Annotated in this window: 24 protein-coding genes and 1 tRNA gene; 10 read left to right on the forward strand and 15 right to left on the reverse strand. The window is 67.7% G+C overall.

Features of this window, described 5'->3' with window-relative positions; all coding sequences use genetic code 11:
- The first annotated feature begins 56 nt into the window (after positions 1–56).
- Positions 57–746, forward strand: coding sequence for an HAD family hydrolase (locus IB278_RS02745; protein ID WP_145745580.1), 690 nt, complete (start codon positions 57–59; stop codon positions 744–746).
- A 6-nt stretch (positions 747–752) separates the two neighbouring features.
- On the opposite strand, the gene IB278_RS02750 is transcribed toward IB278_RS02745, so the two are convergent.
- From IB278_RS02750 to IB278_RS02770, 5 genes are all read right to left on the reverse strand, one after another.
- Positions 753–1,757: an isopenicillin N synthase family dioxygenase gene (locus IB278_RS02750; protein WP_225612658.1), complete on the reverse strand. Its 1,005-nt coding sequence runs from the start codon at positions 1,755–1,757 to the stop codon at positions 753–755.
- Positions 1,758–1,773: 16 nt separating this feature from the next.
- The gene (locus IB278_RS02755; protein WP_145745576.1) at positions 1,774–2,517 is read right to left on the reverse strand and encodes an amino acid ABC transporter ATP-binding protein; all 744 of its coding nucleotides are present in this window, start codon (positions 2,515–2,517) and stop codon (positions 1,774–1,776) included.
- On the reverse strand, positions 2,514–3,236 hold the full coding sequence (locus IB278_RS02760; RefSeq protein WP_145745574.1) for an amino acid ABC transporter permease: 723 nt from the start codon (positions 3,234–3,236) through the stop codon (positions 2,514–2,516). Before IB278_RS02760 ends, IB278_RS02755 begins: the two co-directional genes overlap by 4 nt.
- A gap of 13 nt (positions 3,237–3,249) precedes the next feature.
- Entirely contained in the window at positions 3,250–3,945 is a 696-nt protein-coding gene (locus IB278_RS02765; RefSeq protein ID WP_145745572.1) for an amino acid ABC transporter permease, read from the reverse strand.
- 90 nt (positions 3,946–4,035) lie between these two features.
- Complete coding sequence (locus IB278_RS02770) at positions 4,036–4,863, reverse strand: ABC transporter substrate-binding protein (RefSeq protein WP_145745570.1); 828 nt, start codon at positions 4,861–4,863, stop codon at positions 4,036–4,038.
- A 186-nt stretch (positions 4,864–5,049) separates the two neighbouring features.
- On the opposite strand from IB278_RS02770, the gene fabV reads away from it, so the two are divergent.
- Genes fabV through IB278_RS02785 form a run of 3 tightly spaced genes read left to right on the forward strand, consistent with a single transcriptional unit; the run spans position 5,050 to position 7,952 of the window.
- Positions 5,050–6,246 (forward strand): enoyl-ACP reductase FabV, encoded by a 1,197-nt coding sequence (gene fabV, locus IB278_RS02775; RefSeq protein ID WP_145745568.1) that lies wholly within the window; start codon positions 5,050–5,052, stop codon positions 6,244–6,246.
- A gap of 26 nt (positions 6,247–6,272) precedes the next feature.
- Complete coding sequence (locus IB278_RS02780; protein WP_192322547.1) at positions 6,273–6,695, forward strand: group II truncated hemoglobin; 423 nt, start codon at positions 6,273–6,275, stop codon at positions 6,693–6,695.
- Between the two features lie 33 nt (positions 6,696–6,728).
- Positions 6,729–7,952 carry an NAD(P)/FAD-dependent oxidoreductase gene (locus IB278_RS02785; protein WP_192322548.1) on the forward strand — a complete coding sequence of 408 codons (1,224 nt, stop codon included), beginning with the start codon at positions 6,729–6,731 and terminating at the stop codon, positions 7,950–7,952.
- 145 nt (positions 7,953–8,097) lie between these two features.
- On the opposite strand, the gene IB278_RS02790 is transcribed toward IB278_RS02785, so the two are convergent.
- A complete protein-coding gene (locus IB278_RS02790; RefSeq protein WP_145745561.1) occupies positions 8,098–8,754 on the reverse strand; it encodes a Smr/MutS family protein in 657 nt (218 codons plus the stop codon).
- Positions 8,754–9,431, reverse strand: coding sequence for a RadC family protein (gene radC, locus IB278_RS02795; RefSeq protein ID WP_145745559.1), 678 nt, complete (start codon positions 9,429–9,431; stop codon positions 8,754–8,756). The genes IB278_RS02790 and radC overlap by 1 nt, the downstream gene beginning before the upstream one ends.
- A 109-nt stretch (positions 9,432–9,540) precedes the next feature.
- On the opposite strand from radC, the gene IB278_RS02800 reads away from it, so the two are divergent.
- From IB278_RS02800 to IB278_RS02810, 3 genes are read left to right on the forward strand one after another with little or no spacing between them, the layout of a single operon-like run.
- Positions 9,541–9,984, forward strand: a complete 444-nt coding sequence (locus tag IB278_RS02800) for an FKBP-type peptidyl-prolyl cis-trans isomerase (protein ID WP_145745557.1) — start codon at positions 9,541–9,543, stop codon at positions 9,982–9,984.
- A 31-nt stretch (positions 9,985–10,015) separates the two neighbouring features.
- Complete coding sequence (gene ispH / locus IB278_RS02805; protein WP_145745555.1) at positions 10,016–10,984, forward strand: 4-hydroxy-3-methylbut-2-enyl diphosphate reductase; 969 nt, start codon at positions 10,016–10,018, stop codon at positions 10,982–10,984.
- Positions 10,981–11,943 (forward strand): threonine/serine dehydratase, encoded by a 963-nt coding sequence (locus IB278_RS02810; protein WP_145745553.1) that lies wholly within the window; start codon positions 10,981–10,983, stop codon positions 11,941–11,943. Before ispH ends, IB278_RS02810 begins: the two co-directional genes overlap by 4 nt.
- A 106-nt stretch (positions 11,944–12,049) precedes the next feature.
- On the opposite strand, the gene IB278_RS02815 is transcribed toward IB278_RS02810, so the two are convergent.
- On the reverse strand, positions 12,050–12,451 hold the full coding sequence (locus IB278_RS02815) for a VOC family protein (protein ID WP_145745552.1): 402 nt from the start codon (positions 12,449–12,451) through the stop codon (positions 12,050–12,052).
- A 61-nt stretch (positions 12,452–12,512) separates the two neighbouring features.
- Here IB278_RS02815 and serS point away from each other — a divergent pair, with 61 nt between their 5' ends.
- The 3 genes from serS to shkS all read left to right on the forward strand — a co-directional run bounded on the left by serS (position 12,513) and on the right by shkS (position 15,642).
- Positions 12,513–13,844 (forward strand): serine--tRNA ligase, encoded by a 1,332-nt coding sequence (gene serS / locus IB278_RS02820; RefSeq protein ID WP_145745549.1) that lies wholly within the window; start codon positions 12,513–12,515, stop codon positions 13,842–13,844.
- A gap of 58 nt (positions 13,845–13,902) precedes the next feature.
- Positions 13,903–13,992 (forward strand) — tRNA-Ser (locus tag IB278_RS02825).
- A 234-nt stretch (positions 13,993–14,226) separates the two neighbouring features.
- Positions 14,227–15,642: a surface-behavior sensor histidine kinase ShkS gene (shkS, locus tag IB278_RS02830; RefSeq protein ID WP_145745547.1), complete on the forward strand. Its 1,416-nt coding sequence runs from the start codon at positions 14,227–14,229 to the stop codon at positions 15,640–15,642.
- A 173-nt stretch (positions 15,643–15,815) separates the two neighbouring features.
- On the opposite strand, the gene IB278_RS02835 is transcribed toward shkS, so the two are convergent.
- The 7 genes from IB278_RS02835 to IB278_RS02865 all read right to left on the reverse strand — a co-directional run bounded on the left by IB278_RS02835 (position 15,816) and on the right by IB278_RS02865 (position 22,168).
- On the reverse strand, positions 15,816–16,418 hold the full coding sequence (locus tag IB278_RS02835) for a LuxR C-terminal-related transcriptional regulator (RefSeq protein ID WP_145745545.1): 603 nt from the start codon (positions 16,416–16,418) through the stop codon (positions 15,816–15,818).
- Positions 16,419–16,491: 73 nt separating this feature from the next.
- Entirely contained in the window at positions 16,492–17,823 is a 1,332-nt protein-coding gene (locus IB278_RS02840; RefSeq protein ID WP_192322549.1) for a tryptophan--tRNA ligase, read from the reverse strand.
- Positions 17,824–17,835: 12 nt separating this feature from the next.
- Positions 17,836–18,507: a site-2 protease family protein gene (locus IB278_RS02845; protein ID WP_192322550.1), complete on the reverse strand. Its 672-nt coding sequence runs from the start codon at positions 18,505–18,507 to the stop codon at positions 17,836–17,838.
- Between the two features lie 43 nt (positions 18,508–18,550).
- Positions 18,551–19,186, reverse strand: coding sequence for an L-threonylcarbamoyladenylate synthase (locus IB278_RS02850; protein ID WP_192322551.1), 636 nt, complete (start codon positions 19,184–19,186; stop codon positions 18,551–18,553).
- Positions 19,187–19,201: 15 nt separating this feature from the next.
- Positions 19,202–20,179 carry a DMT family transporter gene (locus IB278_RS02855; RefSeq protein WP_192322552.1) on the reverse strand — a complete coding sequence of 326 codons (978 nt, stop codon included), beginning with the start codon at positions 20,177–20,179 and terminating at the stop codon, positions 19,202–19,204.
- Entirely contained in the window at positions 20,176–21,033 is an 858-nt protein-coding gene (locus IB278_RS02860) for a 3',5'-nucleoside bisphosphate phosphatase (RefSeq protein WP_145745535.1), read from the reverse strand. The genes IB278_RS02855 and IB278_RS02860 overlap by 4 nt, the downstream gene beginning before the upstream one ends.
- Positions 21,034–21,130: 97 nt before the next feature.
- Positions 21,131–22,168, reverse strand: coding sequence for a transporter (locus tag IB278_RS02865; RefSeq protein ID WP_192322553.1), 1,038 nt, complete (start codon positions 22,166–22,168; stop codon positions 21,131–21,133).
- Positions 22,169–22,288: the final 120 nt, after the last annotated feature.

Consider the following 22,288-nt stretch of genomic DNA (forward strand, 5'->3'; position numbering starts at 1 on the left):
AAAGGGGCCGCCGGCCCCTTTTTTTGCTTTCCGCCGCGCGGGCTTAGGATCACTCCATGTTCACCGCCGCCATTTTCGACATGGACGGGCTGCTCATCGATTCGGAACGGCCCATCATGGCCGCCTGGATCGAAGCGGCCCGCACGCTCGACATCGAGCTTTCGCACGCCCAGTACCTGCAATGCGTGGGGCTGGCCATGGCCGAGTCGAAGCAGATCCTCGCGGCGCTGCTCGGCGGCGCGGCCGCCTACCAGCATGCGGCGACGCAAGTGACCGCCGCGCTGCAGCTGCAGCGCGCCGAGGGCGACGCCCGGCCGCTCTTTCCCATCAAGCCCGGCGCGGCCGAGTTGCTCGCTGCCTTGCGCGGGCGCGGCACACGCTGCGCGGTCGCCTCGTCGTCCGCGCGCGGCCAGATCGCGGCCTGCCTCGGCAGCCTCGACGTGCTCCATCACTTCGAGGCCTTCGCGGGCGGCGACGAGGTGGCGCGCGCCAAGCCCGACCCGGCGCTCTACCTGCTCGCGGCCGAGCGCCTGGGCGTGGACCCGGCGCACTGCGTGGCCTTCGAGGACAGCGAGAACGGTGCCAAGGCCGCGCTGGCGGCGGGCCTTCGCGTCGTGATCGTGCCGGACCTCAAGCACCCGCCCGCTGCGATCGTCGAGCGGGCATTCCATGTGCTCGACTCGCTGCACGAGGCCATCGCACACGTGCCGCGCTGGTTTCCGATGCCTCTGGAGAAGCTCGCGTAGCCGGGGTCAGAGCACCTCGTCGCGCAGCTGCGGAAACACCTTTGACACCTTGGCGAGCAGGTAGTTGCCATAGCGGCCGTTGAAGGCGTGCACGTTGGCGCGGTCCCAGCGCTCGGCGCTGTCGTCGCGCGCCTCGGCACCTGCAAGGCCTTCGATGCGCTGCACGCGCGCCTCGAAGTTCGGATCGAAGAACAGCGGAAACGAGAGCCGGTCGCGGCCCGAGGTGTTGCGCTTCACGCGGTGCGGCGTCGACCTGTAGAGCCCGCCGGTCATGCGGTCGAGCATGTCGCCGATGTTGCAGACGAAGGAGCCCGGAATCGGCGGCGCATCGATCCAGCCGCCGGGCGTGTGCACGGCGAGGCCGCCCACGTCGTCCTGGTGCAGGATCGTGAGCAGGCCGTAGTCGGTGTGCTCGCCCACGCCCCACTGCACGTCGAGGCCCTCGGGCACGGGCTGCGAAGGGTAGTTGAAGAGGCGGAACAGGATCAGCGGGTCGGCCGTGTAGCGCTCGGCGAAGTACGCCGCCGGCAGGCCCAGGCTCAGCGCGATGCCCTCCATCAGCCGGTGGCCCAGTTGCGCGACGGCCGCCATGTAGGCGAGGATGGTTTCGCGCAAACCCGGCACGTCGGGGAACAGGTTGGGCCCGTGCACCGGTGTCTTCGCCTGTACCAGCGGATGCGAATCGGGCAGCTCGGTGCCGAGGTAGAGGCCTTCCTTCCAGTCGGGCCGGCCCGAGGTCAGCTCGCCGCCGAGCGGGAAGTAGCCGCGCCATGCGCGCCCGCCCAGGGCCATGCGCCACTGCATCTTGGTTTCTTCGGGCAGCGCGAAGAACCGGTGGCTCAGCTCCTCGAGCCGCTGCACCAGCGCCGCATCGACACCGTGGCCCGTGGCATAGAAGAAGCCATGCGCGCGGCAGGCGGCGCCGATCTGCGCGGCCACGCCTTCGCGGCCAGCAGCGCCGGCCACGAGCGGGGCGACGTCGATCACGGGAAGCGTCTGTGTGTCGGTCATGGGCGTGAAAAGCATCTCATGCGCCGCGCGCGAAGGGCGAGCGGATGTCCGAAAGAAACTGCTGCGCGCGCGGGTGCTGCGGCCGGTTGAAGAAGTCGTCGGGTGTCGCGCGTTCGAGCACCTTGCCCTCGTCCATGAAGAGCACGCGGTCGGCCACCTCGCGCGCAAAGCCCATCTCGTGCGTCACGCAGACCATGGTCATGCCGTCGCGCGTGAGATCGCGCATCACGAGCAGCACCTCGCCCACCATCTCGGGGTCGAGCGCGCTGGTGGGTTCGTCGAACAGCATCAGCGGCGGCTGCATGGCGAGGGCGCGCGCGATGGCCACGCGCTGCTGCTGGCCGCCCGAGAGCTCGCTCGGCCATGCGTTCGCCTTGCCGGCCAGGCCCACGCGCTGCAGCAGGGCCATGGCGCGCTCGTTGGCCTCCTTGCGCGACAGTCCGCGCAGCTGCATCGGCGCCATCGTGCAGTTCTGCAGCACCGTGAGATGCGGAAACAGGTTGAACTGCTGGAACACGAAGCCGATGCGCGAGCGGAAGGCATTCACGTCGGTGCCCGGCGCATGGATGTCCTGGCCGTCGATGAGGATGCGGCCCGACTGGATCGGCTCCAGCCGGTTGAAGGTGCGGATCAGCGTCGACTTGCCCGAGCCCGAAGGTCCGCACACCACGACCACTTCGCCCTTGCGGATGGTCTCGCTGATGTCGACCAGGGCGTGGTAGTTGCCGTACCACTTGTTGACGTCTTGCAGTTCGATCATGCGGATACCTTGGGAGCCGAGACGGAGCTGGCGGTGGCCATGCCGCGCCGCGCGAGCCGGCCTTCGAGCCAGTAGGCGAAGCGCGAGAGGCCGAAGCACAGGATGAAATAGGTCAGGCCCAGGATCAGGTAGATCTGCGCGGGCTTGGTGAACACCTGCGTGTTGATCTGCGTGGCGATGAACGAGACCTCGGCCAGCCCGATGATGTAGCCCAGCGAGGTCTCCTTGATGGTCGAGACGAACTGGTTCACCAGCGAAGGCAGCATGCTGCGCAAAGCCTGCGGCAGCACCACCAGGCGCATCGCGCGGCCGTAGTCCAGGCCCAGCGCACGGGCGGTCTCCATCTGGCCGCGCGGCAGGCCCTGGATGCCGGCGCGCACGATCTCGGCCAGGTAGGCCGCATCGAACACCACGAGCGCGATCAGCATGGTGGTGAACTGGTTGGTTTTCACGCCCGTGACGCTGGGCAGGAAGAAGTAGGCCCAGAAGATCACCATCAACAGCGGCAGGCCGCGCACCACGAACACCAGCGCCGTGACCGGCCATCGCACGCAGCGCCACGGGCTCACGCGCGCCAGGCCGAGCACGATGCCCAATGGCAGCGCGAGCACCAGGCCGCAGGAGGCGAGCAGCAGCGTGAGCACCAGCCCGCCGAGCGGCCCGTTCGGGTACTGCCCGATGAGGAAGTAGACCCAGTAGTCGTGGATGATTTCCAGCATCTGGTCGATGGCCCTAGATGGTTCTTACCGGAAAGCGGTGGTGGTACCAGGTGGCCAACCCCGTGATCGCGAGTGATACGGTCAGGTACGCCGCGCTCGCGAACGCGAACGACTCGAAGCTGCGGAAGGTCGCGCTCTCGACCTGCCCGGCCTGGTACATCAGCTCGGCCACGCCGATCACGGTGGCAATCGAGGTGTTCTTCCAGAGGCTCAGCGTCTGCGAGATCAGCGGCGGCACTGTCACGCGCAGCGCCTGTGGCAGCACCACGCGGCGCATGGTGCCCAGGAAGCCGAAGCCCAGCGCGCGTCCCGCCTCGAACTGCACCGCGGGTATCGCGCGGATGCCGCTGCGGATGTCCTCGGCCATGAAGGCGGCCGTGTAGAGCGACAGCGCGACGATGGCGCTGTAGGCCTCGATGTGTCCCGCATAGAGCCACTGCTTGATGCCCTCGGGCAGCAGCTCGGGCGCGCCGAAGTACCAGAAGAGCATGTGCGCGAGCAGCGGGATGTTGCGGATGCTCTCCACGTACGCAAAGCCGAGCCAGCGCAGCGGCGCGAGCGGCGAAAGGCGCAAGAGCGCCACCACCAGCGCGATCGGCAGCGCCAGCACGAGCGAGGCCGCGAGCAGCTGCAGCGACAGCCACAGGCCCGCGACCAGCATGTCGTGGTACATGCCGGTCAAGAGCAGCGAATAGTCGAACAGGGGCATGGGGGGCGACAGTATCACCGCCGTGGACTGTTCAGAAGCTGCGAGCCCCCATCCCGGCCTTCCCCCGGAAGGGGAAGGAGAAATGCCATGTCAGTCGATCTTGTCGCTTTCCAGCTTGAAGTCGCGCGTCTGGAAGCCCGAGGCGGTGTTCGGCCCGTACCACTTGATGAAGATCTTCTGCGCTTCGCCCGACTTCTCGAGTTCGCGCAGCGTCTCGTCCACCACGGCCTTGAGTGCGCTCTCGCCCTTCTTGATGCCGATGGCCAGCGCCTCGGTGCTCAGGTTCTGCTTGAGCACCACGTATTGGGCCTTCTGCGGACCGAGCTTGGCGTAGCTGCGCAGCAGCGCGGCCTCGTCGTCCACGTAGCCCACGCCCTTGCCCTGCTGCAGCGCCTGGAAGGCCTGCTGGCTGGTGTCGAAGGTCACGACCTCGGCGGTGGGCACGGCCTTGCGGATGTTGGGTTCCTGCGTGCCGCCGCGGATGGTCAGCACCTTCTTGCCGGCAAGCTGCGGCACCTCGGTGATGCCGCTGTCCTTCTTCACGATGGCCTTCTGGCCGGTGACGAAGGTGGTCAGCGAGAAGTCGATCTGCGCCTCGCGCTCCTTGTTGTGCGTGAGGCCGGCCGCCACCAGGTCGACGTGGCCCTGCTGCAGCTCGGGAATGCGCGCGGCCACGGCAATCTGCTTGAGCACCGGCTTCACGCCGATCTTCTTGGCGATGGCGTTTACCAGGTCGACTTCGTAGCCGACGATCTGCCGCGTCTTCGGATCGATGAAGGTCGCGGGCTCGTCGGTGCCGAGCACGCCGACCACGAGTTCACCCTTCTTCTTGATGTCTGCGAGCTGGTCCGCATGGGCAGCGATGCCCGTCAGCAGGGTGGAGGCGGCGAGGGCCGCGGCAAGCAGGGTGTGGCGCATGGTTGTTCTCACTCCGGATGAAAAGACGAAAGGCTGGACCCTATCAACAAAACCCGCGATTATTAAATCCTCAATCGACATATGCATATGGCCTTGCACGATCGGCCCTGGCACGGCCTGGGTTAAATTCGCGGCGCGAAATCCTGCCCCCCAGCCCCCGCGGCACCCATCTTCAGCGAGCTTTTCATGATCATCAAACCGCGCGTGCGTGGCTTCATCTGCGTCACGACCCATCCTGCGGGCTGCGAGGCCAACGTCAGGCAGCAGATCGGCTACGTCGAGGCCAAGGGAAGGATCGCGGGCGGGCCGAAGCGGGTGCTGGTCATCGGCGCATCGACCGGCTACGGCCTGGCCGCGCGCATCACGGCGGCCTTCGGCTGCGGCGCCGGCACGCTCGGCGTCTTCTTCGAGCGGCCCGGCAGCGAGAGCAAGCCCGGCTCGCCCGGCTGGTACAACTCGGCCGCCTTCCACCGCGCAGCCGCGCAAGAGGGCCTCTACGCCAGGAGCATCAACGGCGACGGCTTCTCGGACGACGTGAAGCAGAAGGCCATCGATGCGATCCGCGAAGACCTGGGCCAGGTCGACCTCGTCGTCTACAGCCTGGCCGCGCCGCGGCGCACGCATCCGAAGACCGGCGAGGTCTTCAATTCGACGCTCAAGCCCGTCGGCAAGGCCGTGAGCCTGCGCGGCCTCGACACCGACAACGAAGCCGTCAAGGACACCGTGCTCGAGCCCGCCACGCAGAAAGAGATCGACGACACCGTGGCCGTGATGGGCGGCGAAGACTGGCAGATGTGGATCGATGCGCTGCAGGCCGCCGGCGTGCTGGCCGATGGCGCGAAGACCACCGCCTTCACCTACCTGGGCGAGCGGATCACGCACGACATCTACTGGAACGGTTCCATCGGCGCCGCCAAGAAGGACCTCGACCAGAAGGTGCTCGGCATCCGCGCCGGGCTGGCCGCCAAGGGCGGCGATGCGCGCGTCTCGGTGCTGAAGGCGGTCGTCACGCAGGCGAGTTCGGCGATTCCGGTGATGCCGCTGTACCTGTCGCTGCTGTTCAAGGTGATGAAGGCCGAGGGCACGCACGAGGGCTGCATCGAGCAGGTCCACGGGCTTTTTGCCGACAGCCTCTACGGCAGCGCGCCGCACCTCGACGGGGAGGGCCGGCTGCGCGCGGACTACAAGGAACTGTCCCCGCAAGTGCAGGCGCGCGTGATGGCGCTCTGGCCGCAGGTCACGAGCGAGAACGTCCACGAGCTCACCGATCTCGCCGGCTACAAGGCGGAGTTCCTGCGCCTTTTCGGCTTCGGCATCGAAGGCGTGGACTACGAGGCCGACGTGAATCCCGACGTGGGAATTCCGAACCTCGTGCAGGCCTGACAGGCGCACAGCGGGATACTCCCGGCATGCAGATTCACGAAAAGCCTCCCTTCGACACTCCCTTCGAATGGATCGGCGGCGAACCCAGGGTGCAGGCGCTGGTCGATCGCTTCTACGACCTGATGGAGCTCGAGCCGGCCTATGCGCAGCTGCGCGCGGTGCACGGCACCAGCCTCGACAACGCGCGCCAGCGCCTGTTCTGGTTCCTGTGCGGCTGGCTCGGCGGACCGCAGCACTACACCGACCGCTTCGGCCATCCGATGCTGCGCGCACGGCATCTGCCGCAAAGCATCGGCGGCCACAGCATCGGCATCAAGGAGCGCGACCAGTGGCTGGCCTGCATGGACCAGGCCATGGGCGAGACCGGCGTGCCCGAGGGGTTGCGCGCGCGGCTGCGCGATTCGTTCTTCCAGACCGCAGACTGGATGCGCAATCGTGGCGAGCCATAGAACAAACAACGATTCCGAAAGAGGCGCTCTTCAATGAATCCCATCGTCATCATCGGCGGCGGCCACGCCGCGGCCCAGCTTTGCGCGGGCCTGGCCGAAGCCGGGCAGGGCGCACGCGTGCACCTGGTCTGCGAGGAGGCCTGCGAGCCGTACCACCGGCCGCCGCTGTCGAAGGCCTTTCTCAAGAGCGCCGAGGAAACCACGCAGCCGCACAAGGCCGCCGGCTGGTACCGCGAAGCGGGCATCACGCTGCACCTGGGCGATGCGGCCGTGGCCATCGACCGCGAGGCGCACACCGTCACCCTGCGTTCGGGCGCGGTCCTGCCGTGGGAGCGGCTGGTGCTGGCCACCGGCACGCGCGCGCGCCAGATGCCCGACCTGAAACCGGGGCTCGAGAACGTCGCGAGCCTGCGCGCCGCCGACGAAGCGCATCGCCTGCGTTCGCGCCTGGCCGCTGCGCAGCAGGTCACGGTGCTGGGCGGCGGCTTCATCGGCCTCGAGGTGGCGGCCACGGCCAAGGCGCTCGGCAAGGGCGTGCAGGTGATCGAGAGCGCGCCGCGGCTGCTGGGCCGTGCCGTGTCGCCGGAACTCTCGGCCCACGTGCTCGCGACGCATCGCGCGGCGGGCATCGACATCGTGCTCGGCGCACGCACCGGTGCCTTCGAGGTCGAGGGCGAGCGGCTGCTGTCGATCCAGGTCAACGGCGTGAAGCAGCCGGTGGACCTGCTGCTGCTGGGCATTGGCGCCGTGCCAGAGACCGCATTGGCGCAGGCCGCGGGCATCGAATGCGCCGACGGCATCGTGGTCGACGGCCACATGCAGACCAGCGCGGCCGATGTGCTCGCGGTGGGCGATTGCACGCGCTTTCCCGATCGCCGCGCGGGCCGCGCGCTGCGGCTCGAATCGGTGCAGAACGCGAACGACCAGGCGCGCACGGCCGTGGCCACGCTGACCGGCGCGCCGCGCCCGCACGACGTGGTGCCGTGGTTCTGGTCCGACCAGGGCAGCATGCGCCTGCAGATGGTCGGCCTGATGCCGGCCGAGGGCACGCCGGGCCTCACCAGCGTGCGCCGCGCCGGCCCCAAGCCCGATGCGTTCTCGCTGTTCCACTATGTCGACGGGCAGCTGGCATGCGTCGAATCGGTCAACGCGCCGGTCGATCACATGATGAGCCGCAAGCTGCTCGAAGCGGGGCGCAGCCCCGATGCGGCGGCGGTGGCGGATGCCTCGGTTCCGCTGAAGAATCACTTGGCGTAAGCCGGCTGCGTTTCCTGCTCCCACCCCCGCTGGGGGAGGGTAGGGGTGGGGGCACGACGGCGATGGATGAGGCACGGCCCGTGCAAAGGCCGCGAGCCCCCATCCCAGCCTTCCCCCGGGAGGGGAAGGAGCAAGGCAGAAAGCGTCAGCGCCGCGCGGGCGCCAGCAGAACCACCAGCGCGCCGGCCCCGCCTTCGGCCGGCTTGGCTTGCACGAAGGCGATCACCTCGTTCTTCTGGATCAGCCAGCGCTGCGTCTTGGTCTTGAGCACGGGCTGCTTGCCGGGCGAGCCCAGGCCCTTGCCGTGCACCACGCGCACGCAGCGCAGCCCCTGCTTGTAGGCGTTGCGGATGAAGCCGCCGAGTGCCTCGCGCGCCTCGTCGCTGCGCAGGCCGTGCAGGTCGACCTGCGCCTGGATGCTCCAATCGCCCTTGCGCAGACGCGCCGTCACATCGGTGCCGATGCCGGGGCGGCGAAAGCTCATGGCGTCGTCGACGTCGAGCAGGGTCGTCACGTCGAACTCGTCGGAAAGCGACTCGCGCAATACGCGCTGCTCGTCGAGCTGGTGCTGCACCGGAATGGGCGCCGGCGGCTCGGGCGCAAGCGGCACCACGGCCTTGCGGCGCAGCGGCTCGGTCGCACCGATGGCGCGCGCGAACAGGTCCTTTTCGGCGGCGCGCTTGCGCTCGGCCGCGGCCTTGGCGGCTGCGGCCGCCGCTTCACGCTCGCGGGTCTCGGCCAGCGTACGCTGCACCTTTTTCAGGTCGGCCAGGTTCTTGATGGGCGGGGTGCGGGAGGCCATCAGAGCAGCCCTTTCTCGGCCATCGAATAGCTCTGGCCGGCGCTGACGATCACATGGTCGAGCACGCGCACGTCGATCAGCGAGAGCGCGGCCCTGAGCGTCTGGGTGAGCGACTCGTCGGCGCGCGAGGGCTCGATGCTGCCGCTGGGATGGTTGTGCGACAGCACCACGGCCGCGGCCTGGTGGTGCAGCGCACGCGTGACCACTTCGCGCGGGTAGACGCTGGTCTGGGTGAGCGTTCCGCGGAACAGCTCCTCGAGCACGATCAGCCGGTGCTGCGCATCGAGAAACAGCACCGCGAACACCTCGTAGGGTCGCGATCCGATGTGCAGCTGCAGGTACTGCTTGACCGTGCCGGGCGAGTCGAACACCGTGCGCTCCTTCAGGCGCTCGGCCATGGCGCGGCGCGCCAGTTCGAGCACCGCGATGAGCTCGGCGCGCTTGGCGTCGCCGCCCATGCCCTTGATCACCTTCAGGTCCTCGGCGCCGGTCTGCAGCAGGCCCGAAAGGCCGCCGAAGTGGTCGAGCAGCTCCTGCGCGAGCTGGAGCACGTTCTTTCCCGCCACGCCGGTGCGCAGCAGCAGCGCCAGCAGCTCGGCGTCGGCCAGCGCGGCGGCGCCCCGCGCGATGAGCTTTTCGCGCGGGCGGGCGTGGGCGGGGAGATCCTTGAATGCCATCGAAAACCTGGGTGAAACCTTGAAAGAGCGGGCGGAAGCCCCGGCTCCTTAAAATGCAGTCCAGTTTATCGGGACACCCACCTTGTCTTTGCCTACCTCCGCTGCACCCATGTCCCACGTTGTGACTTCCGGCTCGTTCCTGACCCTGCATTACCGGCTGGCCGGTCCGGCGGGCGACATCATCAACACTTTCGCCGACAAGCCCGCGACCCTGTCGCTGGGTACCGGCGAGCTCTCGCCCGCCATGGAGCAGCGGCTCATGGGCCTGGAAGAGGGCACACACGCCATCTTCGAGCTGCCCGCCGGAGAGGCCTTCGGCGAGCGCAATCCCGAGATGCAGCAATGGGTGGCCCGCAAGCTGCTCGCGCAGATGGGCGATCCCGACGAGCAATACGCGGTCGGCGACGTGGTGCAGTTCCCCACGCCCGACGGCGCGGGCAGCTACGCGGGCGCGGTGGTCGAATCGAACGAGACCGCGGTGCGCTTCGACTTCAACCATCCGCTGGCCGGACAGCCCGTGACCTTCGAGGTCCGGCTGATCGGCGTTCTATGAGCGGTCCGGCGGCAAGCGCAGGATGCCTGGCATGAACACGAACATCGAGGAAGTCATCCTTGCCGAGCCGCGCGGCTTCTGCGCCGGCGTGGACCGCGCGATCGAGATCGTCGAGCGCGCCCTTGCCAAGTTCGGCGCACCGATCTACGTGCGCCACGAGATCGTGCACAACACCTACGTGGTGAACGAGCTCAAGGCCAAGGGCGCGATCTTCATCGAGGACCTGGCCGACGTGCCGCCCGGCGCCACGCTGGTGTTCAGCGCGCACGGCGTGAGCAAGGCGGTGCAGCAGGAGGCGCGCGACCGCGGCTTCGACGTCTTCGACGCCACCTGCCCGCTGGTGACCAAGGTGCATGTCGAGGTCGCCAAGCTCGCCAAGGAGGGCTACGAGTTCATCATGATCGGCCACAAGGGGCACCCCGAGGTCGAAGGCACCATGGGCCAGCTCGCGAGCGGCATCCACCTGGTGGAAGACGTGGAAGACGTGGCGAAGGTGGCGCCCGCGCAGACCGAGAAGCTCGCCGTGGTCACGCAGACCACGCTCAGCGTGGACGACGCGGCCGAGATCGCGGCGGCGGTGCGCACCCGCTTTCCGAAGGTGCGCGAGCCCAAGCAGCAGGACATCTGCTATGCCACGCAGAACCGCCAGGACGCGGTCAAGATCCTGAGCCCGCAGGTCGACCTGGTGATCGTGGTCGGCAGCCCCACCAGCTCCAACAGCAACCGGCTGCGCGAACTGGCGCAGCGCCTGGGCACCGAAAGCTACATGGTCGATTCGGCCGACGAACTCAAGCCCGAGTGGTTCGAGGGCAAGGGCCGGGTCGGCCTCACGGCCGGCGCCTCCGCCCCCGAAGTGCTGGTGCGTGAGGTGATCGAGCGCGTGAGGGCGCTCGGCGCGGTGTCGGTCCGCAAGATGGACGGTATCGAGGAAACCATCAAGTTTCCGCTCCCCAAGGGCCTCAAGCTCGACGACATTCCCCCTCCTGGACACATCTCTTGAACAACGAAAACACCCACTGGCGCTCTGAAACGGAGAGCGCCTCCCGCAGGCTGCGCGAACGCGCCGGCGGCTTCCTGCGCCAGACCCCGCTCTGGAAGCTGCCGTCCGCGGCCTTCGGCCTGGCGGTGCCGGGCGTGGAGGTGTGGCTCAAGCTCGAGCACATGCAGGTGAGCGGCAGCTTCAAGGCCCGCGGCATGATGAACCGCCTGCTGGCCAACGACATTCCCGGAAGCGGCGTGATCGTGGCCTCGGGCGGCAACGCGGGCATTGCCACCGCGGCGGCGGCCAAGGCGCTGGGCGTGCGCTGCCAGGTGTTCCTGCCCGGCGTCTCGCCCGAAGCCAAGCGCGCCCGCCTGAGGGCGCTCGGCGCCGAGGTGGTCGTGGTCGGCGAGCTCTATCCCGACGCGCTGGCAGCCTGCCTCGCGCGCCAGAAGGAATCCGGCGCCTTGCTCACGCACGCCTACGACCAGCCCGAAGTCGTGGCCGGCGCGGGCACCCTCGGCCAGGAGATCGAGGCGCAGGGCGGCCTGCCCGATTCCGTGCTCGTGAGCGTGGGCGGCGGCGGCCTCATCGGCGGCCTGGCCGGCTGGTTCGAAAAGCGCGCCCGCGTGGTGGCGCTCGAGCCCGAAAAGGCGCCCACGCTGTACCGCGCCCGCCAGGCCGGCGAGCCGGTCGATGTCGAGGTGGGCGGCATTGCCGCCGATTCGCTCGGCGCGCGCCGCATCGGCGCCATTTCCTGGGACATCACCCGGCAATACGTGCAGGACGCGCTGCTGCTATCCGACGAATCCATCCGCGCCGCACAGCAGTGGCTGTGGAAGGAAATGAAGCTCGCCGTCGAGCCGGCCGCCGCGCTGCCGCTGGCGGCGCTGCAGACCGGCGCCTATGTGCCGCGCGAAGGCGAGAAGGTCTGCCTGATCGTCTGCGGCGCGAACGTCGATCCGGCCACCGTGGCCTGAGGGCGGGGCGGCCGCCGCCGGGCCGCCCCAAGGCGAGCCGCGCCTCCCCCTCGGGGGGTGGCGAATTACACGCAGCGCAGCGAAGTGAAAAGCCGGGGGGCTCTATTCATTTCTCGCAATTGACCATCCACGGCACGCCGAACTTGTCCTTCAGCATGCCGAAGCCCGCGGCCCAGAACTGCGGGCCGAACGGCATCGTGACCTCGCCGCCTTCGGCCAGTGCGTCGAAGAGCTTCTTTCCCTCGTCCACGCTGTTGCCCTGAACCGATAGCGAAAAGCCCTTGTGCCCCTCGAAGGGCATGCCGGGCGGCATGTCGGAAGCCATCAGCTGGTGGCCGCGGGCTTCCAGCGTGGCGTGCATGATCTTGTCCTTGTAGGCGGCCGGCGTTTCGGCCCCCATCGGGCTTTCGCCAAAGCTCATGCTGAAGACAACCTTGCCGCCCAGCGCCTTGGCATAGAAGGCCAGCGCCTCGGCCGCGTTGCCGTTGAATGTCAGATAGGCTTGCATCGCTCATTCCCTTCGGTTGAAGTTGCGGGAGGGCGATGCTACGCCCACCTAAAATCCCCCCATGCTTGACATCACTCTGCTCCGCAAAGACCTGGCCTCCGCTGTGGCCGGCCTCGAAAAACGCAAGAAGAACCAGCCGTACCTCGACGTGTCGGCGTTCACCGCGCTCGAGGCCGAGCGCAAGACGCTGCAAACCCGCACCGAGGAAATCCAGGCCCGGCGCAACACGCTGAACAAGCAGATCGGCCCGCTCAAGGCCAAGGGCGAATCGGTCGATGCGCTGATGGCCGAAGTCAATGCGCTCAAGGCCGAGCAGGAGTCGCAGTCCAGGCGCCTCGAGGAGATCCAGCCCGAGTTGCAGGCGCTGCTGCTGGCCGTGCCCAACCTGCCGCACGCCAGCGTGCCGGTCGGCGAAGACGAGACCGGCAATGTCGAGATGCGCCGCTGGAGCCCGCAGGGCGGCGCCGGGGCGGGCGCCACGCCGCTGCCCTTTGCCGCCAGGGACCACGTCGACCTGGGCGCGCCGCTGGGGCTCGACTTCGAGATGGGCGCCAAGCTCGCGGGCTCGCGCTTCACCGTCATGAAGGGGCCGATCGCCCGGCTGCACCGCGCGCTCGCGCAGTTCATGCTCGACATCCAGACCGAGAAGCACGGCTATGCCGAGTGCTACGTGCCCTACATCGTCAACGCGGCCACGCTCAGCGGCACCGGCCAGCTGCCCAAGTTCGAAGGCGACCTGTTCGCCGCCAAGAAGGGCGGCCAGGAGGGCGAGCCCGCGCCCGACCATTCAGCGCTCTACCTCATCCCCACCAGCGAAGTGCCGCTCACCAACTTCGTGCGCGACGAGGTGGTGGCCGAGGCGCAATTGCCGATCAAGCTCACGGCCCACACGCCGTGCTTCCGCTCCGAAGCCGGCAGCGCGGGCCGTGACACGCGCGGCATGATCCGCCAGCACCAGTTCGACAAGGTCGAGATGGTGCAGATCGTCCACCCCGAGAAGAGCTACGACGCGCTCGAACAGATGACCGGCCACGCCGAAGCCGTGCTGCAGGCGCTGGAACTGCCGTACCGGGTGGTGCTGCTGTGCACCGGCGACATGGGCTTTGGCGCCACCAAGACCTACGACCTGGAGGTGTGGCTGCCCGCGCAGAACACCTACCGCGAGATCAGCTCGGTCTCGAACTGCGAGGCCTTCCAGGCGCGCCGCCTGCAGGCCCGTTTCAAGAACGCGCAGGGCAAGAACGAACTCGTCCACACGCTCAACGGCTCGGGCCTGGCGGTGGGCCGCACATTGGTCGCGGTGCTGGAAAACCACCAGAACGAGGACGGCTCGATCAACGTGCCCGCGGCGCTGCGGCCTTACCTCGGCGGACTGGAACTGTTGCGCGGCTGAACGGGCGGGCTTCAAAAACCCGGTTTAGGTCTGCTATAATCGCAGGCTCGACAGCACCGGAGAGGTGGCAGAGTGGTCGAATGTACCTGACTCGAAATCAGGCGTACTAGCGATAGTACCGAGGGTTCGAATCCCTCCCTCTCCTCCAAGAATGGCCCCGCAAAGGGGCTATTTTTTTTGCCCGTTCCACGGCCCGGTCATCCGCGCCGGCGAAACCGGAGCCTTTCGTTCGCATGGCTTTCGCGTTTTTCGCGGCCGTTGCGCATGGCGCCCAGTCAAGCTTCGAAGCAGCTGTATCGGCCCGTTAAGATCGCCACCACCCCAGGCTCCCGCATGCCGGGATTTTTCCTTGTAGTCGAATGAACAAGAGGCTCCGCGCCACATGGCCAATCCGTCGATCGCGAGCGTGACACCGGTCCCGGCTTCGGCCGACGAAGCTGAATCCTGGGTGCGCGGCGAGCTGATCCGCAGCCTCATGCGCTCCGCGCGCGGGTCGTACATTGTCTCGGCGGCGCTCATGCCGGCGATGGTCGGCCTGAACTGGAGCTACGTGCCGCGGTGGGAACTGCTGACCTGGCTCGCCGCGGGCCTCATTGCCACGGCCTGCCGTGCCTGGGGCGCCAGGGTCTATGCCGTGCGCTACGCCGGCAGGAGCGCGGCGGCGCAGCAGCAGTTCACCGAACGCTATGGCTTCATCTGGAGCACCAGCGCGGTCGTCTGGGGCCTGTCGATCCTGCTGTTCTTCGAGCGCACGCCGCAGGTCAACCAGTTCATGAGCTGGCTCATCGTGGCCGGCGTCGGCACCTTTCCGCTCAACGGGCTGGCGCTGCATCCGCCGCTGCTCAAGCGCTACGTCAACACGCTGTTCACCACGATGCTGGGGGCTGTTCTGATCCGGCTCGTGAGCATCAACCTCGTGGAGCCGCATTTCCAGTACGGCTTCCTGATGCCGATCCTGCCGATCCTGCACTGGTTCTTGCTGCTGCGCGCCGGGCGCCACATTCACGAGACGGCGCGCAACAGCCTGGAGCTGCTGTTCCACAACCACATCCTGATCAAGTCGCTCACGCAGCAGCGGCAGGCCGCGGTGGCGGCCGTGGCCATGAAGAACCGCTTTCTCGCGAGCGCCGCGCACGACATGCGCCAGCCGGTGCTGGCGTTGTCTCTCTATGCCGACTGGCTGCGCAACGAACCCGAACTGGTGCTGGAGCTCGCCCCTAAGATCGTTCGTGCCACGCACGCGGTGAACGCGCTGTTCGATTCGATGTTCGACCTGGCGCGCATCGATTCGGGCCAGGTGCGGCTGCACATCGAGCGCGTGGACGTGGCCGAGCTGCTGCACGACCTCGAACTGCAATACCGCCCGGTGGCCGAGAGCCGGGGGCTCGATTTCCGCGTGCACGTGACCGAGGGCAGCTTCCTGACCGACCCGATCCGGGTGCGCCGCATGCTCGGCAACCTGCTGGCCAACGCGATCAAGTACACCACCGACGGCGGCGTGCTGCTGGCCTCGCGGCAATCGCGCGACGGCCTGCGTGTGGAGGTGTGGGACACCGGTATCGGCATTGCGCCCGAGCACCTGCGCGACGTGTTCCTGGAGTTCTACAAGGTGGCCGACCATGCCGGCACCTCCGACGGCTTCGGCCTGGGCCTGGCCATCGTCGCCCGGCTCTCGCACGTGCTGGGCCACCCCGTCAGCGTGCGCTCCCGCCTGGGCAGCGGCAGCGTGTTCCGCGTCGCCCTGCACGACGCCGACGAAGCCGTGGCCCAAGCCCGCGTCAGCGCCTCCGGCGGCTAGGGCAAGGCCGCCCAAGCAACAAAAAACCGCGCCAGAGCGCGGTTTTCAGCAGCCAACAACCCGCGCATGCCCCTTCCAGAAACACCGTGGAACCGGCTTGGCCGGGCCACTGGTGTTGCCCCCGGTAGGGGGAGGGAGAAGCGACACGAAGTGCGCGAAGCCTGGGGGCGAGCTCAGTTTCCGGAAAGCAGCCCATTGGTCCGCGCGTAGTGCAGCGCCTGCGTGCGGCTCTTCACGCCCAGGCGGCGGAACAGGCGCCACAGGTGCACCTTCACGGTGTGCTCGCTGATCTCGAGGTCGGTGGCGATGTCGCGGTTGCTCATGCCCTTGTCGAGCATCGCGATCAGCTGCGTCTGGCGCTTCGACAGCTTGCTGTTGCTGGCCAGCGCCGGCTCGTCCGCCTCTTCCGAGCCCGCCATCAGCAGGCCGCGCAGTGCGGCGGCCAGTTCGGCCGAGCTGGCCGACTTCTCGATGTACGTGTCGGCGCCGGCTTCGATGCAGGCGTCTTCCATGTCTCCGGCCGGTGCCGCCGAATAGACGGCGATCGGCACGTTGGGATAGACCTGCTTGACAGCGACCACGCCCGAGACGCCATTGGTGTCGGGCAGCTTCAGGTCAAGGCAGAAAAGCGTGGGCTCGCCGCGCTGCTGGACCGCACTCGCGAGCTTGTCGAGGCGCTCGAGCTCGACGATGTTTTCGGCGGGCCGCAGACGCCGCAGCACCATCACGATCGCGTCGCGCATCAGGGGGTGGTCGTCGATGACATAAATGCTCATGTTTTCTTCCTTAGTGATCGCACGGTCTTAACTCTCGTCAATCCTCGGCGGGTGGCCGATGGATATCGTCGGATCAACTTCCGTTGGTAGAGGTTGTTGTCTCCGCCAGTGCTTCCAGCGCCTCGTTCGCGGCGCGCAATTCTTCCGGGCCGGCCGGCTCGAGCTGCTCGGCGAGCGCGGCCAGTGCCGCGCCGCGCTGCTGCTGCAAGGCGGCGATGGCGCGGCCGGCTTCCTGCGGCGAGGCGAATCCGCGGCTCTGCAGCAGGGTGGCGCCGTGGGCGTCGAGCAGCTTGAAATAGAACAGGCCGTCGCGCTCGCGGTACTGCTTGAAACTCGGCCTGGCGACCTTGGCCGCCTTGCGTGCACCGCCCTTGTCGCGGCCTGCCGCAAGGTTGCGCAGCCCCACCGCGTGGCGCAGCTCGGCCATGAAAGGGCGCGAGAGCTTGCGGGCCTTTTCGGCGCCGATGAGCAAGATTCGCTCGATCTCCGCCGGGTCGTTCATCAGCGCTTCGTAGCGTTCGCGCAGCGGCGCCACTTCGAGGTCGATGCGCTCGAACAGCATCTGCTTGGCATCGCCCCAGCCGATGCCGTCGGCGTACGCCTTGCGCAGCGCCTCGGTTTCTTCGGCGCTGGCAAAGGCCTGGTAGATCTGGAACAGCGCCGAACCTTCGGTGTCCTTGGGTTCGCCGGGCGCGCGCGAGTCGGTCACGATGCTGGCGATCTGCTTTTGCAGCTGCGCGCGCGGCGCGAACATGGCAATGGTGTTGCCGTAGCTCTTGCTCATCTTGCGGCCATCGAGGCCGGGCAGGGTGGCCACGGCATCGTCGATCTCGGCTTCGGGCAGCGTGAAGTGCTCGCCGTACTGGTGGTTGAAGCGCTGCGCCATGTCGCGCGCCATTTCGATGTGCTGCACCTGGTCGCGCCCCACGGGCACCTTGTGGGCGTTGAACATCAGGATGTCGGCGCCCATCAGCACCGGGTACATGAAGAGGCCGGCCGTGACGTCGGCGTCGGGGTCTTCGCCCTTGGCGATGTTCTTGTCGAGCTGCGCCTTGTAGGCATGGGCGCGGTTGAGCACGCCCTTGCCGGTCACGCAGGTGAGGAACCAGGTCAGCTCGGGAATCTCGACGATGTCCGACTGGCGGTAGAAGGTGACGCGTTCCGGGTCGAGCCCGCAGGCCAGCCAGCTCGCGGCGATCTCGAGCGTGGAGCGCTGGATCAGCGCCGGCTCCTGCACCTTGATGAGCGCGTGGTAGTCGGCCAGGAAGAAGAAGCTCTCGACGCCCGGCGCGACGCTCTGGCGCACTGAATGGCGGATCGAGCCGACGTAGTTGCCGAGGTGCGGCGTGCCCGACGGCGTGATGCCGGTCAGCACGCGCAGGGGAGCGGAAGGAGACGTAGCCATGGGAGGAGGAACTTAACGCAGCAAAGCCGTGAGCGGTGAGATGAGCAGGTTGATGGCCGCGTAGCCGACGTCCATCAGCGGACGCAGCCAGAAGGTGCTGACGATGCCCGCGAGCACCAGGCCCATCACGATGAAGAAACCGAAGGGCTCGATGCGCGCCAGGAAATTCTGCGCCGGCCCGTTGGGCAGCAGGCCTGCAAGAACGCGGCCGCCGTCGAGCGGAGGCAGCGGAAAGAGATTGAAGGCCCACATCACCAGGTTGACCAGCACGCCGCCCTGCGCCATCTTGATGAAAAAGGTTTCATCGATGCCGGCCGCAACGAGTGCCACGAGCACCAGCGCCCAGATGATGGCTTGCACGAAATTGGACGCAGGCCCTGCCAGAGCCACCCAGATCATGTCGCGCTTCGGATGGCGCAGCCGCCCGAAGTTCACCGGCACCGGCTTGGCATAGCCGAACAGGAAGGCCCCGGAGGTTGCGAAGTACAGCATCAGCGGCATCAGGATGGTCCCGATGGGGTCGATGTGCTTTATGGGGTTGAGCGTGACGCGGCCCATTGACTCGGCCGTGTTGTCGCCGAAATGGCGCGCCACATAGCCATGCGCCGCCTCGTGCACCGTGATCGCGAAGACCACGGGCAAAGCGTAAATAAGTACGGTCTGTATCAGGTTGGAAATATCCACTGCGCGATTGTGTCAGACGGAGTGAAGGCTGCGGTGCCGCTTGTCAGAGGCCAAGCACCGCCAGCGCGCCGCGGCCCTGCCGCACCACCACCGGATCGTCGCCCGTGCCCATGGGCGTGAGGTCGACCACGGTGGTCGGCTGCGAGGGGCAGGCGCCGGCGTCGATGACGGCGCCGATCTGCTTTTCGAAACGCTCGCGGATGGTCTGCGCGTCGTTCAGCGCCTCGGTCTCGCCGGGCGCGATCAGGGTCGTGGCCAGCAGCGGCGCGCCGTGCAGCATCAGCAATTCGAGCAGCACCTTGTGGTCGGGCACGCGCAGGCCGATGGTCTTGCGCTGCGGATGGCTCACGCGCCGCGGCACCTCCTTGGTCGCTTCGAGCAGGAAGGTGTAGGGGCCGGGCGTGGCCGCCTTCAGCAGGCGGTACTGCTTGTTGTCGACGCGCGCGTAGTTGGCCAGCTCGCTCAGGTCGCGGCAGATGAGCGTGAGATGGTGCTTCTCGTCGACCTGGCGGATGCGCCGCAGCTGGTCGACCGCGTCCTTGTCGTCGAGGTGGCAGGCCAGCGCGTAGCTCGAATCGGTGGGCACGGCCACGATCTCTCCGCGCTGCAAAAGCGCGGCGGCCTGCTTGAGAAGCCGCTGCTGCGGGTTCTCGGGGTGGACTTCGAAATACTGGGCCATTAAGAAAACTCCTGATCAGGATTCGGCCGGCTCGATCGGCACGCGGCGCTCGCGCACCGTGAGCCAGGCGCCGGCCGCGCCGCAGACTGCGATCATGGCCATGCCGATGAGCGAGAAGCGGTCCGGCACGTGGGAAAAGACCAGCCAGCCGCCGAGCATCGCAAAGGCGATCTGCGCATAGAGATACGGCGTAAGCGTGGATGCGGGTGCGCGCTGGTAGGCCAGGATGAGGATGAAGTGTCCCACCGTGCCCATGAACCCCATGAGGCACAGCAGCGCCCACCAGTGCCACGAGGGCAGGGCCGTCCATACGAAGGGCAGCGCCAGCGAGGCGATCAGCGCGCCCACCCAGCCGGTATAGAAATGCATCGTGAGCGGATTCTCGGTCTGCGCCAGCTTGCTCGTGAGCACCTGGAACCATGCGTTGGTCAGCACCAGCCCGATCGGCAGCAGCACGGCCCAGCTGAATGCATCGCCGCCCGGGCGCAGGATGACCAGCGTGCCGGCGAAGCCGCCGGCCACCAGCACCCAGCGCAGCGCGGAGACCTGCTCCTTGAGCGTGGTGGCCGCAAGCAGGGTGATGACGAGCGGGGCGATGAGCACGATGGAGGTGAACTCGGCCAGCGGCATGTAGCGCAGGCTCAGGAAGGCCAGCGTGCTCGACACCAGCAGCAGCGCGCCGCGCAGCAACTGGTAGCGCGGGTGCTGCGTGCGCAGCAGGGCCGTGCCGTGCCGCGGCAGCAGCACCGCGGTGGTGGCCACGGCCTGGAAGGCATAGCGGAACCACACGCCCATCAGAATGGGCACGGCGGCGGTGGAGGTCTTGGTGGCGGTATCGAGCGTGGCAAAGCAGGCCACCGCCACCAGCACCATGCCGATGCCCGCGAGGATGCGCTCCGATTCGAGATCGCGCGTCTGCCGCGCCGCGGCGCGGGCGTTCGCCAGTGCCGCCGTTGCCGCGCTGCCGCTGCCGGACCCGGGGCTCTCGCTCACTGCTGGATGCGGTGGCTGAGCAGTTCCCACACCGGCGTGAGCGCACCGGGCAACGGTGGCAGCTTGCCGAGATCGCAATGGCTTTCGTCGGGGCTGTGGAAATCGCTGCCGCGCGAGGCGGCGAAATCGAACTCGAGCGCCTTGTCGGCGTACTCGACGTATTCGGCTGTCGTATGGCTGCCGGTGACGACTTCGATCGCCTGCCCGCCATGCGCCTTGAACTCGAGGAACAGCGCGTATTCCTCGTTCGCGGTGAACTTGTAGCGCCCCGGATGCGCGATGACGGCCATGCCCTTGGCGGCCGTGATCCAGTGCACCGCATCCTTCAGCGAAGCCCAGCGGTGCGGCACATAGCCGGGCTTGCCTTCGGTCAGGTACTTGCGGAACACCTCGGGCGTGTCGCGGCAGTGGCCCTGCTCGACCAGGAAGCGCGCGAAGTGGGTGCGCGAGATCAGCTCGGGATTGCCGACGAACTTGAGCGCGCCGTCGTAGGCGCCGTGGATGCCGACCTTGGCCAGCCCCTCGGACATTTCCTGCGCGCGCTTGCCGCGGCCGCCGCGCGTGTCGTAGAGGCCCTGCGTCATCGCGGCGTCGTCGGGGTCGAAGCCCAGGCCGACGATGTGCACGGTCTCGTTGGCGAAGGTCACCGAGATCTCGGTGCCGGTGAGATAGCGGATGCCGTGGGCACGCGCCGCGGCGGCCGCGCGGTGCTGGCCGCCGACCTCGTCGTGGTCGGTGAGCGCCCAGAGCTCGACGCCGTTGGCGGCGGCGCGCGCGGCCAGTTCTTCGGGCGTCAAGGTGCCGTCGGAAACCACGGAATGGCAGTGCAGATCGGCATTGAGAATGGAGGACACATTGGCATTCTATTGGGTCTGGAACATCGATGCGGGCGCATGGATGCTATTGTGGTTGCTATTAAATAAATAGCATTACTGCGGCGGACGACGCGGCTCAGCGCTTCTTGCGAAAAGCCGCCCAGGCGGCCACCGCGGTGAAGCTCGCGACGATCGCCACCACGATCCAGAACCCGTGCTTGTGCTCGGCCAGCGGAATGCCACCCACGTTCATGCCGAACAGGCCCGCCAGGATGTTGATCGGCAGCGCGAGCACGGTCACCACCGTCAGCACGAACAGGCTGCGGTTGTTGTCCTCGTTCACGTTGGCCGCGATTTCTTCCTGCAGCAGCTTGATGCGCTCCTGCAGCGCCTGCATGTCGCGCAGCACCACCGAGAACTCCTCCGTCGAGCCGCGCAGCTCCTGCGCGTCGGGCTCCGACATCCAGGCCGGCGGCCCCTGCAGCAGGCGGAAGAGCGCGGCGGGTTCGGGCGCCAGCAGGCGCTGCAGCCGTACCAGCAGCCGGCGCAGCACGCCGAGCCGCGCGCGCTTGTGGTCGAGCCGGCCGGCCAGCAGCTCGTCCTCGATGCGGTCGATGCGCGAAGTGACGCCGCGCACGATCTTCACCAGCACGTCGGCCTGCGCGCGCAGCAGGTGCTCGAGCAGTTCGGTGCTCGAGCGCGGCGCATCGCCGGCCTTGACCGCCGTGCGCAGCGCATCGACCGAGCGCAGCGGCTTGGTGCGCGCCGTGACCACCAGCCGCGGCCCCACGCTGATCCAGAGAGTGGAGATGTCCGAGGGCTCGAAGCTGAACTCGAAGTGCACGTCGTTGATGACCGCGATCAGCGAATCGTCGGCGCGCTCGATGCGCGTGGAGGGCAGGCCCTCGCGCAGCGTTTCGTAGAAGGTGTCGGAGAGCTTCGCGTGCCGCACGAGCCAGCGCTCGGCCTGCGCATGGCTCAGGTTGAAGTGCAGCCACGCGTAGGCATTGCTTGCGATTCCGTTGCCGCCCTGCTCACCGAGCCATGCCGCAGCCTGCACCGAGCCGATCGCCCGTACGGGCTCCGACGCATCGGCGTCGAACAGGTAGCCGCAGATCAGTCCGGCTTCGTCGCCGCCATATGAATTGGCGGCCAGGTCATGGAGTGCCGGCAAGGTGCGTTGAATCAGGAAGGACGGAAGGTGTGCCCCGGATGGTGTCCGCCGCATGTGACAACTTCGTGTCGGTGGCCCGCGGAGCGTCACGCAATGGTCATATGCGGCGGGCAGCATGCC

Source organism: Variovorax sp. VRV01, assembly GCF_014852545.1.
Classification (GTDB): domain Bacteria; phylum Pseudomonadota; class Gammaproteobacteria; order Burkholderiales; family Burkholderiaceae_C; genus Variovorax; species Variovorax beijingensis_A.

What these genes read in the sequence shown, in the direction of transcription:
- IB278_RS02745 (WP_145745580.1), top strand. Translation starts at nt 57, where the DNA reads ATGTTCACCGCCGCCATTTTCGACATGGACGGGCTGCTCATCGATTCG.
- IB278_RS02750 (WP_225612658.1), bottom strand. Translation starts at nt 1,757, where the DNA reads ATGACCGACACACAGACGCTTCCCGTGATCGACGTCGCCCCGCTCGTG.
- IB278_RS02755 (WP_145745576.1), bottom strand. Translation starts at nt 2,517, where the DNA reads ATGATCGAACTGCAAGACGTCAACAAGTGGTACGGCAACTACCACGCC.
- IB278_RS02760 (WP_145745574.1), bottom strand. Translation starts at nt 3,236, where the DNA reads ATGCTGGAAATCATCCACGACTACTGGGTCTACTTCCTCATCGGGCAG.
- IB278_RS02765 (WP_145745572.1), bottom strand. Translation starts at nt 3,945, where the DNA reads ATGCCCCTGTTCGACTATTCGCTGCTCTTGACCGGCATGTACCACGAC.
- IB278_RS02770 (WP_145745570.1), bottom strand. Translation starts at nt 4,863, where the DNA reads ATGCGCCACACCCTGCTTGCCGCGGCCCTCGCCGCCTCCACCCTGCTG.
- fabV (WP_145745568.1), top strand. Translation starts at nt 5,050, where the DNA reads ATGATCATCAAACCGCGCGTGCGTGGCTTCATCTGCGTCACGACCCAT.
- IB278_RS02780 (WP_192322547.1), top strand. Translation starts at nt 6,273, where the DNA reads ATGCAGATTCACGAAAAGCCTCCCTTCGACACTCCCTTCGAATGGATC.
- IB278_RS02785 (WP_192322548.1), top strand. Translation starts at nt 6,729, where the DNA reads ATGAATCCCATCGTCATCATCGGCGGCGGCCACGCCGCGGCCCAGCTT.
- IB278_RS02790 (WP_145745561.1), bottom strand. Translation starts at nt 8,754, where the DNA reads ATGGCCTCCCGCACCCCGCCCATCAAGAACCTGGCCGACCTGAAAAAG.
- radC (WP_145745559.1), bottom strand. Translation starts at nt 9,431, where the DNA reads ATGGCATTCAAGGATCTCCCCGCCCACGCCCGCCCGCGCGAAAAGCTC.
- IB278_RS02800 (WP_145745557.1), top strand. Translation starts at nt 9,541, where the DNA reads ATGTCCCACGTTGTGACTTCCGGCTCGTTCCTGACCCTGCATTACCGG.
- ispH (WP_145745555.1), top strand. Translation starts at nt 10,016, where the DNA reads ATGAACACGAACATCGAGGAAGTCATCCTTGCCGAGCCGCGCGGCTTC.
- IB278_RS02815 (WP_145745552.1), bottom strand. Translation starts at nt 12,451, where the DNA reads ATGCAAGCCTATCTGACATTCAACGGCAACGCGGCCGAGGCGCTGGCC.
- serS (WP_145745549.1), top strand. Translation starts at nt 12,513, where the DNA reads ATGCTTGACATCACTCTGCTCCGCAAAGACCTGGCCTCCGCTGTGGCC.
- shkS (WP_145745547.1), top strand. Translation starts at nt 14,227, where the DNA reads ATGGCCAATCCGTCGATCGCGAGCGTGACACCGGTCCCGGCTTCGGCC.
- IB278_RS02835 (WP_145745545.1), bottom strand. Translation starts at nt 16,418, where the DNA reads ATGAGCATTTATGTCATCGACGACCACCCCCTGATGCGCGACGCGATC.
- IB278_RS02840 (WP_192322549.1), bottom strand. Translation starts at nt 17,823, where the DNA reads ATGGCTACGTCTCCTTCCGCTCCCCTGCGCGTGCTGACCGGCATCACG.
- IB278_RS02850 (WP_192322551.1), bottom strand. Translation starts at nt 19,186, where the DNA reads ATGGCCCAGTATTTCGAAGTCCACCCCGAGAACCCGCAGCAGCGGCTT.